This window comes from Massilia sp. TWP1-3-3 (genome assembly GCF_049897805.1).
GTDB lineage: Bacteria > Pseudomonadota > Gammaproteobacteria > Burkholderiales > Burkholderiaceae_D > Telluria_A.
On record NZ_JAFCWX010000003.1, the window covers coordinates 108,049 to 128,076 of the forward strand.

20 protein-coding genes and 1 pseudogene are annotated in these 20,028 nt (G+C 62.2%); 7 read left to right on the top strand and 14 right to left on the bottom strand.

Annotation, left to right across the window (positions count from 1 at the left end):
* Positions 1 to 3: 3 nt before the first annotated feature.
* The 6 genes from ACP7D4_RS03800 to rpsB all read right to left on the bottom strand — a co-directional run bounded on the left by ACP7D4_RS03800 (position 4) and on the right by rpsB (position 4,979).
* Positions 4 to 834, bottom strand: coding sequence for a phosphatidate cytidylyltransferase (locus ACP7D4_RS03800; RefSeq protein ID WP_426207828.1), 831 nt, complete (start codon positions 832 to 834; stop codon positions 4 to 6).
* Positions 834 to 1,586, bottom strand: coding sequence for a polyprenyl diphosphate synthase (uppS, locus tag ACP7D4_RS03805; RefSeq protein ID WP_426101036.1), 753 nt, complete (start codon positions 1,584 to 1,586; stop codon positions 834 to 836). Before uppS ends, ACP7D4_RS03800 begins: the two co-directional genes overlap by 1 nt.
* 138 nt (positions 1,587 to 1,724) lie before the next feature.
* Positions 1,725 to 2,285, bottom strand: coding sequence for a ribosome recycling factor (gene frr, locus ACP7D4_RS03810; protein ID WP_426207829.1), 561 nt, complete (start codon positions 2,283 to 2,285; stop codon positions 1,725 to 1,727).
* A 69-nt stretch (positions 2,286 to 2,354) separates the two neighbouring features.
* Complete coding sequence (pyrH, locus tag ACP7D4_RS03815) at positions 2,355 to 3,071, bottom strand: UMP kinase (RefSeq protein WP_426101040.1); 717 nt, start codon at positions 3,069 to 3,071, stop codon at positions 2,355 to 2,357.
* A gap of 155 nt (positions 3,072 to 3,226) precedes the next feature.
* Entirely contained in the window at positions 3,227 to 4,135 is a 909-nt protein-coding gene (gene tsf, locus ACP7D4_RS03820; protein ID WP_426207830.1) for a translation elongation factor Ts, read from the bottom strand.
* Positions 4,136 to 4,232: 97 nt separating this feature from the next.
* Complete coding sequence (gene rpsB / locus ACP7D4_RS03825; protein ID WP_426101044.1) at positions 4,233 to 4,979, bottom strand: 30S ribosomal protein S2; 747 nt, start codon at positions 4,977 to 4,979, stop codon at positions 4,233 to 4,235.
* 376 nt (positions 4,980 to 5,355) lie between these two features.
* Between rpsB and ACP7D4_RS03830 the strand changes: the two genes are divergently transcribed.
* The 5 genes from ACP7D4_RS03830 to ACP7D4_RS03850 all read left to right on the top strand — a co-directional run bounded on the left by ACP7D4_RS03830 (position 5,356) and on the right by ACP7D4_RS03850 (position 12,252).
* A complete protein-coding gene (locus ACP7D4_RS03830) occupies positions 5,356 to 7,020 on the top strand; it encodes a methyl-accepting chemotaxis protein (protein WP_426207831.1) in 1,665 nt (554 codons plus the stop codon).
* A gap of 235 nt (positions 7,021 to 7,255) precedes the next feature.
* Complete coding sequence (gene map / locus ACP7D4_RS03835; RefSeq protein ID WP_426207832.1) at positions 7,256 to 8,083, top strand: type I methionyl aminopeptidase; 828 nt, start codon at positions 7,256 to 7,258, stop codon at positions 8,081 to 8,083.
* Positions 8,084 to 8,122: 39 nt separating this feature from the next.
* Positions 8,123 to 10,705, top strand: a complete 2,583-nt coding sequence (locus ACP7D4_RS03840) for a [protein-PII] uridylyltransferase (protein WP_426101388.1) — start codon at positions 8,123 to 8,125, stop codon at positions 10,703 to 10,705.
* Between the two features lie 73 nt (positions 10,706 to 10,778).
* Positions 10,779 to 11,525, top strand: a complete 747-nt coding sequence (locus ACP7D4_RS03845) for a pseudouridine synthase (RefSeq protein WP_426101050.1) — start codon at positions 10,779 to 10,781, stop codon at positions 11,523 to 11,525.
* Positions 11,526 to 11,547: 22 nt separating this feature from the next.
* Positions 11,548 to 12,252 (top strand): dienelactone hydrolase family protein, encoded by a 705-nt coding sequence (locus ACP7D4_RS03850; RefSeq protein WP_426207833.1) that lies wholly within the window; start codon positions 11,548 to 11,550, stop codon positions 12,250 to 12,252.
* A 198-nt stretch (positions 12,253 to 12,450) separates the two neighbouring features.
* Here ACP7D4_RS03850 and ACP7D4_RS03855 read toward each other — a convergent pair.
* Positions 12,451 to 12,642: pseudogene (locus tag ACP7D4_RS03855) on the bottom strand (methyltransferase); the annotation flags it as partial.
* Between the two features lie 33 nt (positions 12,643 to 12,675).
* Here ACP7D4_RS03855 and ACP7D4_RS03860 point away from each other — a divergent pair.
* Positions 12,676 to 12,840 (top strand): hypothetical protein, encoded by a 165-nt coding sequence (locus ACP7D4_RS03860; RefSeq protein ID WP_426207834.1) that lies wholly within the window; start codon positions 12,676 to 12,678, stop codon positions 12,838 to 12,840.
* On the opposite strand, the gene ACP7D4_RS03865 is transcribed toward ACP7D4_RS03860, so the two are convergent.
* From ACP7D4_RS03865 to ACP7D4_RS03875, 3 genes are read right to left on the bottom strand one after another with little or no spacing between them, the layout of a single operon-like run.
* Positions 12,837 to 13,088 (bottom strand): hypothetical protein, encoded by a 252-nt coding sequence (locus ACP7D4_RS03865; protein WP_426207835.1) that lies wholly within the window; start codon positions 13,086 to 13,088, stop codon positions 12,837 to 12,839. The genes ACP7D4_RS03860 and ACP7D4_RS03865 overlap by 4 nt on opposite strands.
* A gap of 4 nt (positions 13,089 to 13,092) precedes the next feature.
* Positions 13,093 to 13,305 carry a hypothetical protein gene (locus ACP7D4_RS03870; protein ID WP_426101058.1) on the bottom strand — a complete coding sequence of 71 codons (213 nt, stop codon included), beginning with the start codon at positions 13,303 to 13,305 and terminating at the stop codon, positions 13,093 to 13,095.
* Positions 13,295 to 13,588 (bottom strand): hypothetical protein, encoded by a 294-nt coding sequence (locus tag ACP7D4_RS03875; protein WP_426207836.1) that lies wholly within the window; start codon positions 13,586 to 13,588, stop codon positions 13,295 to 13,297. The genes ACP7D4_RS03870 and ACP7D4_RS03875 overlap by 11 nt, the downstream gene beginning before the upstream one ends.
* A gap of 284 nt (positions 13,589 to 13,872) precedes the next feature.
* Between ACP7D4_RS03875 and ACP7D4_RS03880 the strand changes: the two genes are divergently transcribed.
* Complete coding sequence (locus tag ACP7D4_RS03880; RefSeq protein ID WP_426207837.1) at positions 13,873 to 15,891, top strand: heparinase II/III domain-containing protein; 2,019 nt, start codon at positions 13,873 to 13,875, stop codon at positions 15,889 to 15,891.
* 161 nt (positions 15,892 to 16,052) lie between these two features.
* Here ACP7D4_RS03880 and ACP7D4_RS03885 read toward each other — a convergent pair whose 3' ends face one another.
* From ACP7D4_RS03885 to ligA, 4 genes are read right to left on the bottom strand one after another with little or no spacing between them, the layout of a single operon-like run.
* Entirely contained in the window at positions 16,053 to 16,550 is a 498-nt protein-coding gene (locus ACP7D4_RS03885; RefSeq protein ID WP_426101064.1) for a hypothetical protein, read from the bottom strand.
* A gap of 17 nt (positions 16,551 to 16,567) precedes the next feature.
* Complete coding sequence (gene def, locus ACP7D4_RS03890; RefSeq protein ID WP_426207838.1) at positions 16,568 to 17,104, bottom strand: peptide deformylase; 537 nt, start codon at positions 17,102 to 17,104, stop codon at positions 16,568 to 16,570.
* Positions 17,104 to 17,994 carry a UTP--glucose-1-phosphate uridylyltransferase GalU gene (gene galU / locus ACP7D4_RS03895; RefSeq protein WP_426101068.1) on the bottom strand — a complete coding sequence of 297 codons (891 nt, stop codon included), beginning with the start codon at positions 17,992 to 17,994 and terminating at the stop codon, positions 17,104 to 17,106. The genes def and galU overlap by 1 nt, the downstream gene beginning before the upstream one ends.
* Positions 17,981 to 20,014, bottom strand: a complete 2,034-nt coding sequence (gene ligA / locus ACP7D4_RS03900; protein WP_426101070.1) for an NAD-dependent DNA ligase LigA — start codon at positions 20,012 to 20,014, stop codon at positions 17,981 to 17,983. The genes galU and ligA overlap by 14 nt, the downstream gene beginning before the upstream one ends.
* Positions 20,015 to 20,028 lie beyond the last annotated feature (14 nt).

Here is a 20,028-nt window from a genome sequence, read left to right on the forward strand (position 1 = left end):
TCCTTACAGCACCGTGTGAATCAGTGCGGCCAGCGGCAGGACGGGAATCAGGGCGTCGATCCGGTCAAGCACGCCGCCATGGCCCGGCAGCAGCTTGCTGCTGTCCTTGACGCCGGCGCGGCGCTTGAGCTGGGACTCGACCAGGTCGCCGACAATGCTGGCCGCGGTGATCACGGTCAGGATCGCGAGCGTGGCCAGCCAGCCCATCGACGCGTGCAGCTTGACGACGAAGGTGTCGGCCAGGTACGGGCCGCCGAACAGGATCACCAGGGTCGAGATCAGCAGCACCGCAATGCCGCCGCCGATCGCGCCTTCCCACGACTTGCCGGGGGAAATGGACGGCGCCAGCTTGCGCTTGCCGAAGGCTTTGCCGGAAAAGTAGGCAAAGATGTCGGCGATCCAGACCAGCGCCAGGACCGACAGCAGGTACACGGCCGAGACCTTGAAGAACATGACGATGGCGGCGAAACTGGCCAGGATGGTGATCGCGTAAAGCAGGCCAAGCATGGTATTGCGCCCGCCTTCAAGCGGCGGCAAGCCGGTCGCCAAACCGGGGACGAAGCGCAGCAGCCAGATGGCCGAACAGAGCGCGAACCAGAACTTGAGCGGCGCGTTGTCCTTGTACAGGAAGGCAAACGCAAAGGCTGCGACCCAGAATACGGCCACCAGGGCGGCCTGCTTGCGGGGCCGCCCGAACAGCTGGAACGCCTCGGTCACGGCGGTTATCAGGAAAGCGAGGATGACGACCACGAACGCCGGATAATAGCCCCCGAACAGTACCGCCAGCAGGATGACGAGCAAAACGACAGCGGTGATAATCCGGGTGATGAGCATCAGGTCTTCTTTTCGGCTAGTTGGTCGCCCGTGCGGCCGAAGCGGCGCTCGCGGCTGCGGTACGACGCGATGGCTTCATCGAGCGCGGCCGGGGAAAAATCGGGCCAGTAGGTATCGGTGAAGTAAAACTCGGAATAGGCCAATTGCCACAGCAGGAAGTTGGAGATGCGCTCTTCCCCACCGGTGCGGATGAACAGGTCCGGCTCGGGCGCGTACGCCATGGCCAGGTGTTCGGCCAGCTGGTCTTCGGTAAATTGCGTCACGCCCGGGTTGGCCGCGATCATCTTGCTGGTGGCCTGCATGATGTCCCAGCGCCCGCCATAGTTGGCGCACACCGTCAGCACCAGCGCCGTGTTGTTGGCGGTGCGGCGCTCGGCATTGGCGATCATTTCCTGCAGCTTGGCGTCAAAGCGCGACAAATCGCCAACGACCTTCAGGCGGATGTTATTGGCGTGCATCTTGGACACTTCGCGCTCCAGCGCCGTCACGAACAGGCGCATCAGCAGCGAGACTTCTTCTTCGGGGCGGCGCCAGTTTTCGGACGAAAAAGCGAACAGGGTCAGGTATTCGACGCCGCGCAGCGCGCACGCTTCAACCATGTCGCGCACCGTGTCGACACCCTTGACGTGGCCGGCCACGCGCGGCAGGAAGCGCTTGGTCGCCCAGCGGCCGTTCCCATCCATGACGATGGCAACGTGGCGCGGAACGGCGCCCACTTCCGGTACTGCTTTGGTCGAACTTTTAAATATCATAAATCCAGACTCGATAAACCAGGGATGAAACCGCCAGTTTAAAAAAAACGTATGCGCTGGGTATGCGTTTTGTGTGAATTGTTACAACTTACCCAGTGCACACCCGGCATGCGCCACGGGGACGCATGCCTTGCCGCGCTACACGGTCAATACTTCTTTTTCTTTTTCTGCCACCATCTTGTCGACATCGATAATGAACTTGTCCGTCAACTTCTGGATGTCGTCGACCGCGCGCCGCTCGTCGTCCTCGGAGCACGCCTTGTCCTTGGCCAGCTTTTTGAACGATTCGTTGGCATCGCGCCGGATATTGCGAATGGCAATTTTAGCGTCTTCCGCTTCACTCTTGACCAGCTTGACCATTTCCTTGCGGCGCTCTTCGGTCAGGGCCGGGGTCGGCACGCGGATCATGTCGCCTTGCGACGACGGATTCAAGCCCAGGTCGGAGTCGCGGATGGTGCGTTCGATGACGGCGGCCATCTTCTTTTCAAACGGTTGCACGCCGATGGTGCGCGCATCGATCAGCGTGACGTTGGCCACTTGCGACAGCGCCGTCGGCGAACCGTAGTACTCGACCATGATGTGGTCCAGGATGCCGGGGTGGGCGCGGCCCGTGCGGACCTTGGCCAGGTCGGCCCTGAGGGTCTCGATCGACTTGGTCATGCGTTCTTGCGTGTTCTTCTTGACGTCAGCGATAGTCATGCTGCTCTCCTCTAGCTCGTGCTTTGAAATGATGCTGAAATAATAAAACTGAAATGCAGCGTGAAATGATTAAACGTGAACCAGCGTGCCTTCGTCTTCGCCCATGACGACCCGCATCAGCGCGCCCGGCTTGACGATGGAAAACACCTTGATCGGCAGCTTCTGGTCGCGGCACAGGGCAAACGCGGTCGCGTCCATCACCTGCAGGTGCTTGGAAATGGCTTCGTCGAACGTGATGGTCTCGTAGCGGGTCGCGTTCGGATCTTTTTTAGGATCGGCGGTGTAGACGCCATCAACCTTGGTTGCCTTTAACACGATCTCGGCGCTGATCTCGGCGCCGCGCAAGGCGGCGGCCGTATCGGTGGTGAAGAACGGGTTGCCGGTGCCGGCGGCAAACACGACGACCTTGCCCTCTTCCAGGTACTGCAGCGCCTTGGGACGCACGTAGGGCTCGACCACCTGCTCGATGGCAATGGCGGACATCACGCGCGCGGTAATGCCCACGTGGCGCATGGCGTCGGCCAGTGCCAGCGCGTTCATGACGGTGGCCAGCATGCCCATGTAGTCGGCGGTGGCGCGGTCCATGCCCTGGGCGCCCGGCGCCACGCCGCGGAAGATGTTGCCACCGCCAATGACGACTGCGATTTCGACGCCCGCCTTGGCCACTTCCGCGACATCGGCGACCATGCGCTCGATGGTGGCGCGGTTGATGCCGTACGCATCGTCGCCCATCAGCGCTTCGCCGGACAGTTTCAGAAGTACGCGTTTGTAGGCTGGTTTCGACATGTGCAGGGCTCCAATAAATGACAGTGTGTATTCGGGTGATTCTGCAGGGTCAGGATTAAGCGTGCATTAAGCGTGCATAACGCGCGCATCTTGCATGCATCTTGCCTGCATTAAAAAAACGGGCCTTCCGGCCCGCTTTGCTTCTTACCGCTTGCTTACTGCTTGGAAGCAGCAATTTGCTCTGCAACTTCTGCTGCAAAGTTATCTTGCTTCTTCTCGATGCCTTCGCCAACCACATACATCGTGAATGCTTTCACGGTGGTGTTGTTTGCTTTGAGCATCTGCTCGATCGACTGCTTGTCGTTCTTGACGAACATCTGATTCAGCAGCGACACTTCTTTCAGGTACTTCTGGATCGAGCCTTCCAGGCGCTTGGCCAGGATTTCAGCGGACTGCACCGGCTTGCCTTCAGCAATGGCTTTGTCTGCATCTTCTTGTGCCTTGAGGGAGGCGACCGAGCGCTCTTTTTCGATCAGCTCGGCAGGCACCTGGTCCGACGACAGCGACACCGGCTTCATGGCAGCGATGTGCATGGCCAGGTCCTTGCCGACTTGCTCGTCAGCACCGTCGAATTCGACCAGCACGCCGATACGGGCATTGTGCATGTAGGACGCGAGCTTGGCGGTGGTTTCAAAGCGCTTGAAACGACGGATTGTCATATTCTCGCCGATTTTGCCGATCAAGGCAGTACGCACCTCTTCCAGCGTCTTGCCGTCGAGTGGCAAAGCCATCAGGGCGGCAACGTCGGCCGGGTTATTCTCCGCAACCAGGCGGGCGGCATTGTTGCCCAGCGCTAGGAAGTCATCGTTCTTGGCAACGAAGTCGGTTTCGCTGTTGATTTCCACCAACGCGCCAACACCGTCTTTCAGGTAGATCGCGACCACGCCTTCGGCGGTGATGCGGGTGGCGGCCGAGCCAGCCTTGGTGCCCAGTTTCACGCGCAGGATTTCTTCGGCGCGCTCCATGTTGCCTTCTGCTTCGGTCAGCGCTTTTTTGCACTGCATCATCGGTGCGTCGGTCTTTGCACGCAGTTCGCCTACCATCGCTGCTGTAATCGCTGCCATGTGTTTCTCCTAAATTAGTACGTATTCTGTTTAAAAAAAAGGGGAGCAGACGCTACCCCTTTTGATTGCCGCGGCAGCTGCGAGGCTGCCGGAGAATTTAAGCTTGCTCGGAAACTTCGACGAACTCATCCGACGACTTGACCATGTCGGCTACTTCGTTGGAGGCGCTGGCGCGGCCTTCCAGGATCGCATCCGCGACGCCGCGGGCGTACAGCATGATGGCTTTCGACGAGTCATCGTTGCCTGGAATGACGTGGGTCACCCCTTCTGGCGAGTGGTTGGTGTCGACGATGCCGATGACCGGAATGCCCAGCTTGCCAGCTTCGGTGATCGCACCTTTGTGGTAGCCGACGTCAACGACGAAGATTGCGTCAGGAACGCCGCCCATGTCCTTGATGCCGCCGATGGCTTTTTGCAGCTTGATCATTTCGCGTTCGAACATCAGGCCTTCTTTTTTCGACAGCTTCTCGACCGAACCGTCTTCGATCTGGGCTTCCATGTCCTTCAGGCGCTTGATCGAGGTCTTGATGGTCTTGAAGTTGGTCAGCATGCCGCCCAACCAGCGCTGGTCGACGAAAGGCACGCCGGCGCGGGCCGCTTCAGCAGCGATGATCTCGCGCGCCTGGCGCTTGGTGCCGACCATCAGGATGGTGCCGCGGCTCGCTGCGACCTGCTTGATCGTCTTCATCGCTTCTTGATACATACCCATCGTCTTTTCCAAGTTGATGATGTGGATCTTGTTGCGGTGACCGAAGATGAACGGGGCCATTTTTGGATTCCAAAAACGGGTTTGGTGACCGAAGTGGACACCGGCTTCCAGCATTTCACGCATTGTTACGGACATGTATTTCTCCAGGGTTGGGTCTGGAATCCGGTCAGTCACCTCTAGGGCACCCTTTGCGACCGGACTCGCGATTTGACAAAAATAGTGAAACGACGTTGCTTCATTGCTCGAAAGCGAATTCAAGCAACCCAATATTCTAACCGTAATCAGAGAAAGTTTCAAGCGGTGCCTGCCGACGCGCCTGACAGAATATTGCCTTTGGTGCATTAGTTGAGCACGCCTCGCACGGCCACCACGCCAGCCGGGCATACCCGCTCAGCAAGTTTGTTCTCGTATTCCAACAATCTGCGCAATTTTCCGCGTGACAAGGATTATTCAACATGGAGGTCGGCTAACATGATTGACTGATCCTGGTATTTACCGTGAAAGTGCGCCGATGTTCAACAATCTCCCCATCAAATTCAAGCTGCTGACCCTTTTCGGCATTATGCTGCTCGCCATGACCATCGTAGGCTTGATGGGCAACGCGGGCATCGGCAAAGTGAGCGACGCGCTGGAGAAAGTGGGCACGGTTCGCCTGCCATCGATTGACGGCCTGTTGACGCTGAGCGAAGCGCAGACCGCGGTCAAGGCGGCCACGCTGGCCACGCTGGCCCTGCAAGGCCAACTTGATGCGGCCAAGGAATTTGGCGCGGTGGCCGAGCAGCGCAAAGCGGCCTGGACCAATGCTGCAGAAGGATGGAGCACCTACGAGCCGCTGCCGCAAACGGCCGAGGAGGCCATCTTGTGGAAGCAGTTCGTCGCTGAATGGAACAGCTGGAAAAGCGCCGACGCCCGGCTGGGCGCGGCAATCGGCGCCCTTGGCGCTGCCACGACAGCCGAGCAGCAGGGGACGCTGTTTGCCGATTTCCTGTCGCAATATCACGCCAGCACGCCCTTGTTCAGCAAGGCGGAGGCTACGCTGAACCGGATCGTCGCGCTCAACCAGCAAATCGCCGCCCAGAGTGTCAAGGATGGCCGCAGCGCCACCACCCTCGCTCGCCAGCGCATGTTCTGGGTCGCCACGCTCGCCGCACTGGCCGCGCTCGGCGTTGCCCTGTATGTCAACGGCAGCATCACGCGCCCGATCAACCAGGCAGTGGCGCTGGCCGAAACCGTAGCCGCCGGCGACCTGACCGGCAGTGTCGAGGTGCACACGCGCGAGGAAACGGGCAAGCTGCTCAACGCGCTGGGCACCATGAATGCGAGCCTGACCAAGATCGTCGGCAAAGTACGCGAGGGAACCGACATGATTGCCACCGCCTCCGCGCAAATTGCCGCCGGCAACCTGGACTTGTCGGCCCGCACCGAAGAACAAGCCAGCTCGCTTGAGGAAACGGCCGCTTCGATGGAGGAGCTCGCCTCGACCGTCAAGCAAAATGCCGACAACGCGCGTCAAGCCAATGCGCTGGCACTGGCGGCGTCGGAAACGGCCGGCCGCGGCGGCGCCGTGGTCTCGCAAGTGATCGCGACCATGAGCGCGATTGACGCGTCGTCAAGGAAGATATCGGACATTATCGGCGTGATCGACAGCATCGCGTTCCAGACCAACATCCTGGCCTTGAATGCGGCCGTGGAAGCGGCGCGCGCTGGCGAACAGGGGCGCGGCTTTGCCGTCGTTGCCGCCGAGGTGCGCAACCTGGCCCAGCGCTCGGCTGCGGCGGCCAAGGAAATCAAGGTCTTGATCGTCGACTCGGTCGGGCACGTGGCCACCGGCAGCCGGCTGGTCACCCAGGCCGGCACCACCATGAGCGATGTTGTCGACAGCGTGGCGCGGGTGACGGACGTCATGACCGAAATCGTTGCGGCCAGCCAGGAGCAGAGCCAGGGGATCGACCAGATCAACGAAGCGGTGGCGCAGATGGACCAGGTCACCCAGCAGAACGCGGCGCTGGTCGAAGAGGCGGCAGCGGCGGCCGGCGCGCTGCAGGAACAGGCGCAGAGCCTGACCGAGCTGGTGTCGGTGTTTACAATCTCGTCGCATGGGGCGTCGGCCTTTGCGAGTCCGTCGCGCTCGCCGCGGCTGTCGCTGGCGCCGCCCGCGTCCCGCCGCCGCGCCTAAGCGGCCAGCCGCCCTAGCGTGCGCGTGGACGATGTGGTGAGGATTTTCCAGTTGCCGACCCGCGATAACTGCGCAGTCACAAGGTCGCTAAAACGATGCGGCGGAAGCGACGATCACGCGCCCGATTTCCACTTCCCTTATAATGGCAGCATACCGTGACACGCCAGGTCGTGCCCGACCCGTCCGCGCTCACCCCTACCGCTCACCGCTACCGTTTTCCTGCCGATTGCTCACTATGCCAGACACCATCTCGATCAAAACCCCCGCCGACATCCAAGGCATGCGCGTTGCCGGCCGGCTTGGTTCCGAAGTGCTCGACTACATCACCCCGTTCGTCAAAGTGGGCGTTACCACTGGCGAACTGGACCGCTTGTGCCATGAATACATGGTCAACGTGCAAGGATCGATCCCCGCGCCGCTCAACTATTGCCCGCAGGGCTACACGCCCTACCCCAAGGCCATCTGTACCTCCGTCAACGACGTCATCTGCCACGGCATTCCCGGCGACAAGGTGCTCAAGGATGGCGATTCGGTCAACCTGGACATCACCGTCATCAAGAACGGCTACCACGGCGACAATAGCCGCATGTTCCTGGTTGGCGAGCCCAAACCGTTCATCAAGCGCCTGTCCGAGGTCACCTATGAGTGCATGTGGCTGGGCATTTCCAAGGTCAAGCCGGGCGCGCACCTGGGCGACATCGGCCACGTGATCCAGCAGCATGCCGAAAAGAACGGCTACAGCGTGGTGCGCGAATTTTGCGGCCATGGCATCGGCAAGGTCTTTCACGAAGAGCCGCAGGTGCTGCACTACGGCCGCCCCGGCACGCTCGAGCGCCTGGAAGCGGGCATGATCTTCACCATCGAACCGATGATCAACGCCGGCCGGCGCGACATTAAAATGATGAACGACGGCTGGACCGTGAAAACCAAGGACCGCAGCATCTCGGCCCAGTGGGAGCACACCATCCTCGTCACCGAAACCGGCTACGAAGTGCTCACGCTGTCGGCCGGCTCGCCGCCGCCGCCCGCCTTTATCAAGGAAGCTGCCGCAGTTGCCGCCTGACGCATGTCCACGCTCATGCCCGCCGCGATGCCCGCCGTGATGCCCGACCCTGCGCTCAAGAAGGAAACGCGCGACCTGCTCAAGCAGCGCCTCAAGGCCGAGCGCGCGGCGCTGATTGCCGCCTTCAAGGAAGAAGGCAAGCCCGAAAAGCTGCTGCGCAGCCTGCGCCAGAGCGTGGACGCGGTGCTGACCGAGGCCTGGGAGTTGGCCGGCCTGCCGGCCAACACGGCGCTGGTGGGCGTGGGCGGCTACGGGCGCGGCGAACTGTTTCCGTATTCTGACGTCGACCTCCTGATCCTGCTCGGCCAACCGGCCGACAGCGTGACCCGGGCCAGGCTGGAAGACCTGGTCCAGATGCTGTGGGACCTGGGCCTGGAAATTGGCCACAGCATCCGCACCATCGACGAATGCATGAGCGAATCGCAGACCGACATCACGGTCCAGACCTGCCTGCTCGAAGCGCGCCTGGTCATCGGCGACGCTACCCTGTTCGCCAATCTGCAAGACCGCTACGACCGCGCGCTCGACCCGCAGGCGTTTTTTCACGCCAAGGCGGCCGAAATGCGCCTGCGCCACGCCAAGTATGAAGACACGGCCTTCTCGCTCGAACCAAACGTCAAGGAAAGCCCGGGCGGGCTGCGCGACTTGCAGGTGATCCTGTGGGTGGCCAAGGCGGCCGGCCTGGCCAGCTCGTGGAGCCAGCTGGCCACGCGCGGCCTGATCACCCAGACCGAAGCGCGCCAGCTGATGGAAAAGGAGCGCGCCTTCAAGGACATCCGCATCCGCCTGCACCTGCACGCCAACCGGCGCGAAGACCGCCTGGTGTTCGACGTCCAGACCCCGATCGCCGAAACGTTCGGCCTGAAGGCGACCGGCGAAGGCATCAACATGCGCCGCGCCAGCGAGTACCTGATGCAGCGCTACTACTGGGCCGCCAAGACGGTCACCCAGCTCAATACCATCATGCTGCAAAATATCGAGGCGCAGCTGTTCCCGCAGTCCGACGAGGCCGAGCCGATCAACGAGCGTTTCAATGACGTCAACGGCTTTATCGACATCGCCAGCGACGACACGTTCATCACGCGGCCGTCGTCGGTGCTCGAAGTGTTTTTGCTGATGACCGAGCGCGCGCATATCAAGGGCATGACAGCGCGCACCATCCGCGCGCTGTGGCACGCGCGCTTCGAGATCGATGCCAAGTTCCGCGAAGACCCGGTCAACCGCGCCCTCTTTTTGCGCATCCTGCAGGCGCCCGTGGGCCTGGTGCACGCGCTGCGCCGCATGAACGACACCAGCGTGCTGGGGCGCTACCTGCCGAACTTTCGGCGCATCGTGGGCATGATGCAGCACGACCTGTTCCACGTGTACACCGTCGACCAGCACATCATGATGGTGGTGCGTAACATGCGCCGTTTTACCATGAGCGAGCACGCGCACGAGTACCCGTTTTGCAGCCAGCTGATCGCTAACTTCCGCAAGTCCTGGCTGCTGTACGTGGGCGCGCTGTTCCACGACATCGCCAAGGGCCGCGGCGGCGACCATTCCAAGCTTGGCACGGTGGATGCCGCGCAGTTTTGCGAAGACCATGCGATCGGCTCCGAAGACACCGAGCTGGTGGTGTTCCTGGTCGAGAACCACCTGACCATGTCGCACGTGGCGCAAAAGACCGACCTGTCGGACCCGGACGTAATCGAGGCGTTCGCCAAGGTGGTCAAGGATGAACGCCACCTGACGGCGCTGTACCTGCTGACAGTGGCCGACATCCGCGGCACCAGCCCCAAAGTGTGGAATGCGTGGAAAGCCAAGCTGCTCGAAGACCTGTACCGCATCACCTTGCGGGTGTTGGGCGGCGAACCCCATTCGACCGACCGCGAACTGAAAAACCGGCAGCAAGAAGCGATGGCCACGCTGCGCCTGTACGGACTGCCGGCCGACGCCCACAAGGCGCTGTGGAGCCAGCTCGACATGGCTTACTTCCTGCGCCACGACGCTTCCGACATCGCCTGGCAAACGCGTTCGCTGTGGGACCGCTTGGACGGCGAGCGCCCGGTCGTCAAATGCCGCCTGGCGCCGATTGGCGAAGGCTTGCAGGTGGCCGTCTACACGCGCGACCAGCCCGATTTGTTTGCGCGCATCTGCAGCTATTTCGACCGCAAGAATTTCAGCATCCTGGACGCGAAAATCCACACCACCAAACACGGTTACGCGCTCGATACTTTTTTGGTGACCGAGCAAAATTTTGCCAAGAGCTACCGCGATATCATCAGCCTGATCGAACACGAAATCTGCCAGCTGCTCACATCGCAGGCGCCTTTGCCGGCGCCCACGCGCGGGCGCTTGTCGCGCCTGTCGCGCACCTTTCCGATCACGCCCACGGTGGACCTGCGGCCCGATGAGCGCGGCCAGTACTACCTGCTCTCGATCGCCGCCAACGACCGCACGGGTTTACTGTATGCGATCGCCAGCGTCCTCACGCGCTACCGCATCAATCTGCACACGGCCAAGATCATGACGCTCGGCGAGCGGGTCGAAGACGTGTTCCTGGTGGACGGCGCGGTGCTCAATAATGCGCGCAACCAGATCCAGTTTGAAACCGATTTGCTCGAAGCGCTCAAAGTCTGATGGTTGGCGGCGTTTTTGGCAGTTGATTCAGCAGACGCAATTTTAGAAGACGCAATTTTTAGAAGAAACAAATATGACTGAATTAGTACGCCTGTCCAAGCGCATGTCCGAGCTTGGCCTGTCTTCGCGCCGCGAAGCGGACGAATGGATCGCGCGCGGCTGGGTGCGGGTCGATGGCCAGATCATTTCCGAACTGGGCAGCAAAGTGCTGCCGCATCAGAAAATCACGGTCGAACGCCAGGCCGCCGCCGAACAATCCAAGCGCGTGACCGTCATGATCAACAAGCCGATGGGTTTCGTCAGCGGCCAGGCCGAAGACGGCTACACGCCGGCAGTCGCTCTGATCAAACCGGAAAACCGCTGGGCCGAAGATCCGTCGCCCGAGCAGTTTCACCCCACCCAGCTGCGCAGCCTGGTGCCGGCCGGCCGGCTCGACATCGATTCGGTGGGTTTGCTGATCCTCACGCAGGACGGGCGCGTGGCCAAGACGCTGATCGGTGAAGAGACCTCGATTGAAAAAGAATACCTGGTGCGCGTGGAGTATACCAAGGAAGGCAAACTGCCCGAGTCGGAACTGAAAAAGCTGTGTTTTGGCCTCTGGATGGATGGCAAACCGCTGCTGCCGGCCAAAGTGCGCTGGCAGAACGACGACCAGCTCAGCTTCACGCTCAAGCAAGGCAGGAAACGCCAGATCCGCCGCATGTGCGATATGGTGGGCCTGAAAGTCGTTGGCCTGAAACGCGTTAGAATCGGCAAGGTCAAGCTGGGCGACCTGCCGGTCGGCCAGTGGCGCTACCTGCGTCCCGACGAGCAGTTTTAAACCTCAACCTGCAAGGAATGGCATGAACGAACGCATCACGATCGAAACACCGGACGGCAATTTTGGCGCCTACGTGGCGCACCCCGCTCAAGTTGCCGGTAAAGCGGCGCCGGCCATTGTCGTCATCCAGGAAATCTTCGGCATCAACGCCGATATCCGCGCCCATTGCGATGCGCTTGCCGCCCACGGCTATGTGGCGGTCGCGCCCGACCTGTTCTGGCGCCAGGAAAGCGGCATTGAACTGACCGACGCCAGCCAGGAAGAATGGGCCAAGGCCTTTGCGCTGTACCAGGGGTTCGATGTCGACAAGGGCGTGGCCGATGTCGCCGCCACCATGGCCGTGGCGCGCACGCTGCCTGGCGTGAGCGGCAAGGTTGGCGTGGTCGGCTTTTGCCTGGGCGGCCTGCTGACGTTTTTGACGGCCACCCGCTGCGCGCCGGACGCTGCCGTGTCGTACTACGGCGGGCGCAGCAATGAATTCGTCGGCGAACTTGCGGGCATGTCCACGCCGCTGATGATGCACCTGGCCGGCGCCGACCAGTATATTCCCAAGCCGGCGCAGGACGTCATCGCCGCCGCCGCGGCAGCGCTCGACAATGTGCAGGTGTTCGTCTATCCGGGCCAGGACCACGCTTTTGCGCGCGTCAATGGCCAGCACTTCAATGCCGACGCTGCCGCCCTCGCCGAGCAGCGCACGCTGGCCCATTTTGCGGCATTGCTCGTTTAGAGCCAGGACGCTAAGCTTGCAGGTAACCGCTTTTTTTGGCAAAGCGCACGGCCGCATACAGCATGAGCCACAGCCCGAGCCCGAGCCAGACGGGCGCCGGGTCGGGCAGCGCTGACTGCCCATAGGCCATGTAGTCGCCACAGGTCCAGCACAGCCCGGCACGCGCCGGCAGTAGGCCAGGTACTGCTCCCCAAACTGCTGGCGCAGATAGTCTTCTTCCGCTGCGACGATGCTGGTGTAGGCCACGCCGATAAACGGCAGGAACAGCGCGTAGAAAGCCGGTGCGTTGATCACCACCGCCAGCCCCAGCGCAATGAGCAGGTTACCCACATACAGCGGATTGCGGCAGGCGCCGAACATGCCGGTATCGACCACGCCTTCGGCGTACACCCGCCGGCTTTTGCCGCCGCGGATAATGTAGGCGTGCCCGATGGTGACGATGCGCAGCGCCTGGCCAGACAGCGCAAGCAGCCAGCCGGCCAGCGCCAGGTGCGGCTGGCGCACCGGCACGCTCAAGCCGAGTGCGAGCGCGAACGCCAGCGGAAAGAGCCAGTTGCGGTGCCTGAAGACGAGGTTCCCGAGCCTTAAAAGCACGCCGCCGCCCCTTTCACGGCGACGATGCCGGCAAAGTTATACCACCGGAAAAAGGTATCGGCGGCGTGAAAGCCGTTACGGGTCAGCAGCTCGACGTTTTCTTCCAGCCGGTAAGAAATCAGCACGTTTTCAAGTGCCTCGCGTTTGCGCGCGATTTCGGTTTCGGAGTAGCCATTAGCGCGCTTCATGTTGTAGTAAAACTTGATGAAATCACGGTTGATCCGGGTGTCGGCGCTGAGCACTTTTTCACAGGATCAGGCCGCCGTCATGATGCAAGGCGTCGGCAATATGGCGTATCAACTGCTCGCGGTGCAAGGGCCGGATGAATTGCAGCGTCAGGTCCAGTACAACGACGGACGCGTTGCGAATGCCCCGGTAAGCATTCAGGTCGGCCTCGACCAGCGTGGGGCGCTGGCCTTCCTCAAGGGCGGCGAAGCGATCGCGGCATTTATCGAGCATGGGGCGCGAATTGTCCACGCCGACCAGCCACGGCGCCTTGCCGGCCGCGCGCGCCTTCGCGCAGCGAGGCCAATGGGAGGCCGCGGGAACAGCCAAGGTCATACACGCCGCTGCCGGTGTGCGCAAATTCGCCGGCGATTTCCCCGATCATGCGCTGCAGCTCGCCATACATGGGAATGCTGCGCCCGAGCATGTCGTCAAAGACCGCAGTGGTGCGTTCGCCGAAATCGAAATCGGCAATCGCCGCATCGGCATCTTGAAAAATCGTGTCATGCTGGTTCATTGCGCGCTCCTCGCGGTGGGATGTGGCAATAGCGTGGCGCCGAACACGTTAAGAAAACGTTAACGCATTGGCGTGTGCCCGCGCGCTGTCTCACTTGTTTGATCTACACCAAAATCCGCTGGGTTCGCGGCCTGTGACCTTAGCGTCGGCATGGCGCTGGTATTGCTATGGCAGAAAGATATTTAACTGTTGCCTGTTATGGGGAATTGACGACGCGCCTACCGAAACACAGGCCACTTGTGAGCATAATGTTTCTTGGGAAATTTTGACCGAGGAAGAACTTCATGATCAAACGACGCGCGGCGCTTGCCATTTTGTGTATCGCACAGGCAATCGGACCGGCGCAGGCGCAGTTCAGGCTGCCCCGGCCAACGGTCATCAGCGGCGTGCCCGCGATTGCGGCAACCACCACCGCCGATCCGGCACTTGCCTTGAGTGCATCGGGCCTGAACGCGGCGCTCGACAATTTTGATGCCAGCAAGATTGTCATGGGCCACCCGCGCTTGTTTAAAGGACAAGCCGATTACCGCGAGATCGTTGCGGCCACAAAACTTGAACGGCTGAAGTCGATTACCGCGTTGACGGGCTACCTCAAGCGCAATAGCGTCACCCTGGCGAGCGACGCGCTCAAGGGGCAGATCGAGGCCGCCAGCGACAGCACGCGCATGGCCAGCTGGTGGCAGCAGGACCGGCTGCTGGAAGGCATGGCCGAAGCGGCGGTGGCCTGGTACGTCACCCGCGACCCGTGGTTCCTGGCGGAGATGCGCGGGCGGATGCACTTGTTTGCGCCGGCCGTGCTGGCGCGCTCCTGCAGCGGCGACGTGGCCGAAACGCGCGACTACGTTTGGTACTACGCCCTCGCCTATGATTTTGCCTACGCCGAGCTGACCGCCGCCGAGCGCAAGAGCGTCCTTGATATCGTCCGGGTGTGCGGCAACGCCGGCTTGCTCAAGACTGCCGAGACGGTGCGCCAGTTTCCCGAAAACGCGATCGCCTTTAACGCGCTGGGCAAATTGATCGGTGCCTTGCTGATCGTGCGCGGCGAAACGCCGGAACTCGATCCGTGGCTGCGCGCCATCTTGTCGACTTATGTGTCGAGCGTGAGCCCGTGGGGCGGCGTCGACGGCGGCTTTGCGAACGGTTCGACCTACGCCGAATGGGATGCCGGCGAATCGCAGTTGATGTGGGACCTGGTGGAACGGGTGCTTGGCGTGCCCTTCTATGGCAAGAGCTGGCTGGCCCAGTTCCCCCGTTTTATCGCCTACACCCTGCCCCCTGGCACGCCGGCCGGCGTGTTCGGCGACGGCGCCGAAGTCAACCGCGCCGAAGAATGGGCGCGCCTGGGCAAGGCCACCATGAACCGCTCCGACACTGCGCTGTCGCACTGGTACGCCACGCAGCAAAGCGGCGAAGACTACGCGCGCCTGCACATCTTGCTCAGTCCCCGCGAATATGGCGGCGAGGCCGCACTGCCTGCGGGCCAGCCGAACGGCGCGTGGTTCCCGTCTGTGGGCTGGGCCGCGATGCACAGCGCGCTGGGCGACCGCCAGCGCACCTCAGTGCATTTCAAGAGCAGTCCATTCGGCTCGATCAACCATTCGCACGCAGACCAGAACAGCTTTGTCATGGTCGCGCAAGGCCAGGTGCTGGCCATGGACAGTGGCGTGTACGACGCGTACAACTCGCCGCACTGGCGCAACTACTACAAGCAGACGCGCGCGCACAATGCCATCACCTTTGACGGCGGCATCGGCCAGGCGCTCGGCGCCGCGGGGCTGGGCGAGCGCGCGGCGGCAGGCCGGCTGACGCGCTTCGTGCAGGGCGCAAGCTGCGACCTGGCCACCGGCGAAGCGGCAGCGGCCTATGGCGGGGCGCTCACGCGCGCCACCAGAACGGTGGTGTTCATCCGCCCGTCGACGCTGGTCACGGTGGACCAGCTCGATAGCGTGGCGGCGCGCAAGTACGAGTACAACCTGCACACCGGCGCCGCGCTGTCCGGAACGGCAGCGGGGTTTCGGGCCGATATAGCGCCGGCGCAGCTGTGCGGGATGGTGGCCTCGCCCGAGGCACTGGCGATGACCGCGAGCGAGGGTTACCCGGTGGCGCCGGCCACGCCGGCCGGGCCCCATCACTGGAACAAATTTGTGTTCGAGAATGCGCGCGCGAGGGGTTTGATCGTCTCGGTGCTGCGCAGCGATTGCGCCGCGCCTGCCCCGAAGGTGACGTTTGCCGGCGCCGGCGCCACCATCGAGGCGGCTGGGCGGGTGATCAGCGTGACGGAGGCGGATGTGACGGTGGAGTAGCCAACGACTGGAGGCTGAATAAGGGCAGGCTGTCGCAAAAACCGCAACGATGCAGCATAGTTACATCGTCCTCGCCTGCGCGAGGACGATGTGGGTGAGGTCTTCGAGTTGCCAAGTGTCGTGATGGTTTGCGCAGTCGCCGTTGACGCTATCTGCAAGTATTACGGCGTGCCAGCGCTCTCCCACAGCTTGAACTTGAGCTGTACCGAGATGCCTCCATGCAGCCGGTTTTTATAGTTCGGCACCACGGCAACATTCACGCCCACCCGCTTGTACTCGAACGTTGCCGCGGGAATGGCGGCCAGGAACCAGCCGCCATCGTGCATCTTGGGGTAGCCGTCAAAGGCGCCGACCACCGCCCCCAGCTTGATCCCCTTCACCGTCCACGGCTGGTAGTACAGCCCGGCGTAGCGCGAGTGGGCGCGGTCGCTGTTATAAAACCGCCCCGCCGTCAGCGCCATCGTGTCCGACAAGCCGTATTCAATCCCGATGCCCGGATTGCGCCCGTTCAGGTTCTTGTCGCTCTGGAAGTGGTACGTCGCAAAGCCCGTATCGAGCCACACTGCGTGGCCTGCGTTGCCGGCGCCTTCCTGCGCGAACGCAGGCGCATATGCAAACAGGGTAAGCGCAAGCGCGCCACATCGTTTCAAAGTTGTCATCAATGTGCTCATCAATCTCAATCGTCGTCGTTGGGGTCCATGTCCGGAAACATGACTTCGGTGTAGCCGAACTTTGAAAAGTCCTCGATGCGCATCGGGTACAGGATGCCCAGCAAATGGTCGACCTCGTGCTGCACCACGCGCGCATGAAAGCCCGTCACGTCGCGGCTGATCGGCTTGTTGTGCTGGTCGACGCCCTCGTAGCGCAAGTGCGTAAACCGCGGCACGCTGGCGCGCAGGCCGGGCACCGACAGGCAGCCTTCGAAGTCGTCTTCCTTGCGCTCGGACAGCGCGGTGAGCACCGGATTGATCAGCACCGTCTCCGGCACCGACGGCGCATCTGGGTAGCGCTCGTTCTGCTTGAAGCCGTAGATGACGAGCTGCAGATTGACGCCGATCTGGGGCGCTGCCAGCCCGGCCCCGTTCGCGTGGTGCATGGTGTCGAACATGTCGGCGATCAAGGCATCGAGTTCGGGCGTATTAAAGTCGCGCACCGGTTCGGCCACGCGCAGCAGGCGCGGATCGCCCATCTTGAGAATTTCACGAACAGCCATTATGTTCCTTGTTCCGATTGCATCTGTGCCAGAAATTCGCGGTACCCGGCGCCGGTTTCGGGGTGCTTGAGTCCCATCGCCGTGGTGGCCTTCAGATAGCCAAGCTTGGAGCCGCAATCGTAGCGCGTGCCTGCATAGCGATAGGCCAGCACGCGTTCCGAAGCCATCAACGCGGCAATGCCGTCGGTGAGCTGGATTTCGCCGCCGGCGCCGGCGCCAATGTGCTCCAGGCAGTCGAAAATGCGCGGACTGAGGATATAGCGCCCGACCACGGCCAGCGTGGACGGCGCCACGTCGGGCATCGGCTTTTCAACGATGCCCGTGACTACGGCCAGGTTGTCGCGATAGGCGTCGGCCTTGACGATGCCGTACTGGCGCGTTTGTTCGCGCGGTACGTCCTGGACCGCCAGGACGCTGCAGTTTTCATACCCGAACACCGCCGTCATCTGGGCCAGCACCGGCGCCACGCCGGGGCTGGTGTCCATGAAGTCGTCGGCCAGCATGACGGCGAACGGCTCGTCGCCCACCACCGGGCGCGCGCACAGCACCGCGTGGCCCAGGCCGAGCGGCGCCGACTGGCGGATGTAGATGCAGGTGACGTTGGGGGGAATTACGCTGCGCACCATCTGCAGCAGCTCGGTCTTGCCGGACGCCTCGAGCATCGATTCAATTTCGTAGGCGGTGTCGAAATGGTCTTCGATGGCGCGCTTGTTGCGCCCCGTGATGAAAATGAGCTCGGTCACGCCGGCGGCGACGGCTTCTTCGACGGCGTACTGGATCAGCGGCTTGTCGACGATGGGCAGCATCTCTTTAGGCTGCGCCTTGGTCGCGGGCAGGAAACGGCTGCCCAGGCCGGCAACGGGGAACACTGCTTTTCTAACTGGCTTCATCGGGGGAATCCTTTACAGACCTGGCTGATTCAAGCAAAGCGACCAGCGCCGCTTCGTCAAGTAGGGTGATGCCGAGTTCCTGCGCCTTGGCCAGCTTGCTGCCAGCCTCCGCGCCGGCCACGACGTATGATGTTTTCTTCGATACCGAGCTTGATACTTTACCGCCTGCCGCCTCGATCAGGGCGCCGGCCTGGTCGCGGCCCATGGTGGGCAAGGTGCCGGTGATGACGAACGTCTTTCCGGCCAGCGCGCCGGTAGCCGTCATCACATGCGCGCCATCCTTCCAGTGCAGCTGCGCGGCGAGCGCATTGACCAGCGCCAGGTTGTCGGCGTCGGTCAGGAACTCGGTGATGGAACGGGCGACGATCGGGCCCACATCGGCCACTTCCAGCAGTTGCAGGCCGCCTTCGTAGGCGGCCGCGTGCAGCAGCGCCGGCAGGCTGCCGAAATGCTGGGCCAACGCCTTGGCGGTCGATTCGCCCACGTTGCGAATGCCCAGCGCGTAGATGAAGCGCGCAAAGGTGGTGGCGCGCGATTTTTCCAGCGCGTCGAGCACGTTTTGCGCGGACTTGGCCGCCATGCGCTCCAGTCCCAGCAGCTTGGGTTTGTCCAGCGCGTACAGGTCGGCGGCGGTGTTGATCAAGCCCTTGTCGACCAGTTGTTCGATGAGCTGGTCGCCCAGGCCCTCGACGTCGATCGCGCGGCGCGATACGAAGTGCATCAGGCCGCCCTTCTTTTGCGCGCTGCAATGGGTCCAGCCGCCCGAGCAGCGCGCCACCGCTTCGTCTTCCATGCGCATGATGGGCGAGCCGCACACCGGGCACTCGGTCGGCATGACGAATTGGCGCGCGTCGTCCGGGCGCCGCTGCGCGACATACGACACCACTTCCGGGATCACGTCGCCGGCGCGGCGCACGATGACGGTGTCGCCGATACGGATATCCTTGCGCCGCACTTCGCCTTCGTTGTGGAGCGTGGCGTTGAGCACGTTGACGCCGCCGACAAACACGCTGGCAAGGCGCGCCACCGGCGTGATGGCGCCCGTGCGCCCGACCTGCACATTGATGTCGAGCACTTCGGTGAGCGCTTCTTCGGCGGGAAATTTATGCGCGATCGCAAAGCGCGGCGCGCGCGACACAAAGCCCAGCTGCTGCTGGTCTTCTAGCCGGTTGACCTTGTAGACGACACCGTCGATTTCGTAGGCCAGGCTGGCGCGCCGCTCGCCGATATCCTTGTAATACGCCAGCAAACCTTCGGCACCGGTGACGGCTTTGCGCTCTCTAGAAACCGGCAGGCCGAGCTGCTCGTACCAGTCCAGCAGGGCCGAGTGCGAAGCGGGCATCGGCGCGCCTTCCAGGGCGCCGATGCCGTACGTGAAAAACGACAGGTTGCGGCTGGAGGTAATGCGCGAATCGAGCTGGCGCAAGCTGCCGGCGGCGGCGTTGCGGGGATTTTGGTATTCCTTGTCGCCGGCGTCGCGCTGGCGCGCGTTCAGATTTTTAAAGTCGGCCTTGAACATCAATACTTCGCCGCGCACTTCAAGTACGCTCGGCACCACGCTGCCGTGCAGGCGCAGCGGAATGGTGCGGATGGTGCGGATATTGACCGTGACGTCTTCGCCGGTGGCGCCGTCGCCGCGCGTGGCGGCCTGCACAAAGACGCCGTTCTCGTAACGCAGGCTGATCGCCAGGCCGTCGAATTTCAGTTCGGCCGCATAGTCGGCCTGCGGCGCGCTCAAGCCTTCGCGCACGCGGCGGTCGAAGTTGTCGATGTCGTCATCGGCAAAGGCGTTATTCAACGACAGCATCGGCACCGTGTGCGTAACCTGCTTGAATTCCGGCAGCGGCGCCGCGCCTACGCGAAAGGTCGGCGAATCCTGCGACACCGCTTCCGGGTGCGCCGCCTCGAGCTGCTGCAGTTCGCCGAACATGCGGTCGTACTCGGCGTCCGGGATGGTGGGCGCATCCTTGACGTGGTAGGCGTAGATGTGGCGGTTCAGCTCTTCGGTGAGCCAAGCCATCCGCTCCAAATAAT

What these genes read in the sequence shown, in the direction of transcription:
- ACP7D4_RS03800 (WP_426207828.1), bottom strand. Translation starts at nt 834, where the DNA reads ATGCTCATCACCCGGATTATCACCGCTGTCGTTTTGCTCGTCATCCTG.
- uppS (WP_426101036.1), bottom strand. Translation starts at nt 1,586, where the DNA reads ATGATATTTAAAAGTTCGACCAAAGCAGTACCGGAAGTGGGCGCCGTT.
- frr (WP_426207829.1), bottom strand. Translation starts at nt 2,285, where the DNA reads ATGACTATCGCTGACGTCAAGAAGAACACGCAAGAACGCATGACCAAG.
- pyrH (WP_426101040.1), bottom strand. Translation starts at nt 3,071, where the DNA reads ATGTCGAAACCAGCCTACAAACGCGTACTTCTGAAACTGTCCGGCGAA.
- tsf (WP_426207830.1), bottom strand. Translation starts at nt 4,135, where the DNA reads ATGGCAGCGATTACAGCAGCGATGGTAGGCGAACTGCGTGCAAAGACC.
- rpsB (WP_426101044.1), bottom strand. Translation starts at nt 4,979, where the DNA reads ATGTCCGTAACAATGCGTGAAATGCTGGAAGCCGGTGTCCACTTCGGT.
- ACP7D4_RS03830 (WP_426207831.1), top strand. Translation starts at nt 5,356, where the DNA reads ATGTTCAACAATCTCCCCATCAAATTCAAGCTGCTGACCCTTTTCGGC.
- map (WP_426207832.1), top strand. Translation starts at nt 7,256, where the DNA reads ATGCCAGACACCATCTCGATCAAAACCCCCGCCGACATCCAAGGCATG.
- ACP7D4_RS03840 (WP_426101388.1), top strand. Translation starts at nt 8,123, where the DNA reads ATGCCCGACCCTGCGCTCAAGAAGGAAACGCGCGACCTGCTCAAGCAG.
- ACP7D4_RS03845 (WP_426101050.1), top strand. Translation starts at nt 10,779, where the DNA reads ATGACTGAATTAGTACGCCTGTCCAAGCGCATGTCCGAGCTTGGCCTG.
- ACP7D4_RS03850 (WP_426207833.1), top strand. Translation starts at nt 11,548, where the DNA reads ATGAACGAACGCATCACGATCGAAACACCGGACGGCAATTTTGGCGCC.
- ACP7D4_RS03870 (WP_426101058.1), bottom strand. Translation starts at nt 13,305, where the DNA reads ATGCTCGATAAATGCCGCGATCGCTTCGCCGCCCTTGAGGAAGGCCAG.
- ACP7D4_RS03875 (WP_426207836.1), bottom strand. Translation starts at nt 13,588, where the DNA reads ATGAACCAGCATGACACGATTTTTCAAGATGCCGATGCGGCGATTGCC.
- ACP7D4_RS03880 (WP_426207837.1), top strand. Translation starts at nt 13,873, where the DNA reads ATGATCAAACGACGCGCGGCGCTTGCCATTTTGTGTATCGCACAGGCA.
- ACP7D4_RS03885 (WP_426101064.1), bottom strand. Translation starts at nt 16,550, where the DNA reads ATGACAACTTTGAAACGATGTGGCGCGCTTGCGCTTACCCTGTTTGCA.
- def (WP_426207838.1), bottom strand. Translation starts at nt 17,104, where the DNA reads ATGGCTGTTCGTGAAATTCTCAAGATGGGCGATCCGCGCCTGCTGCGC.
- galU (WP_426101068.1), bottom strand. Translation starts at nt 17,994, where the DNA reads ATGAAGCCAGTTAGAAAAGCAGTGTTCCCCGTTGCCGGCCTGGGCAGC.
- ligA (WP_426101070.1), bottom strand. Translation starts at nt 20,014, where the DNA reads ATGGCTTGGCTCACCGAAGAGCTGAACCGCCACATCTACGCCTACCAC.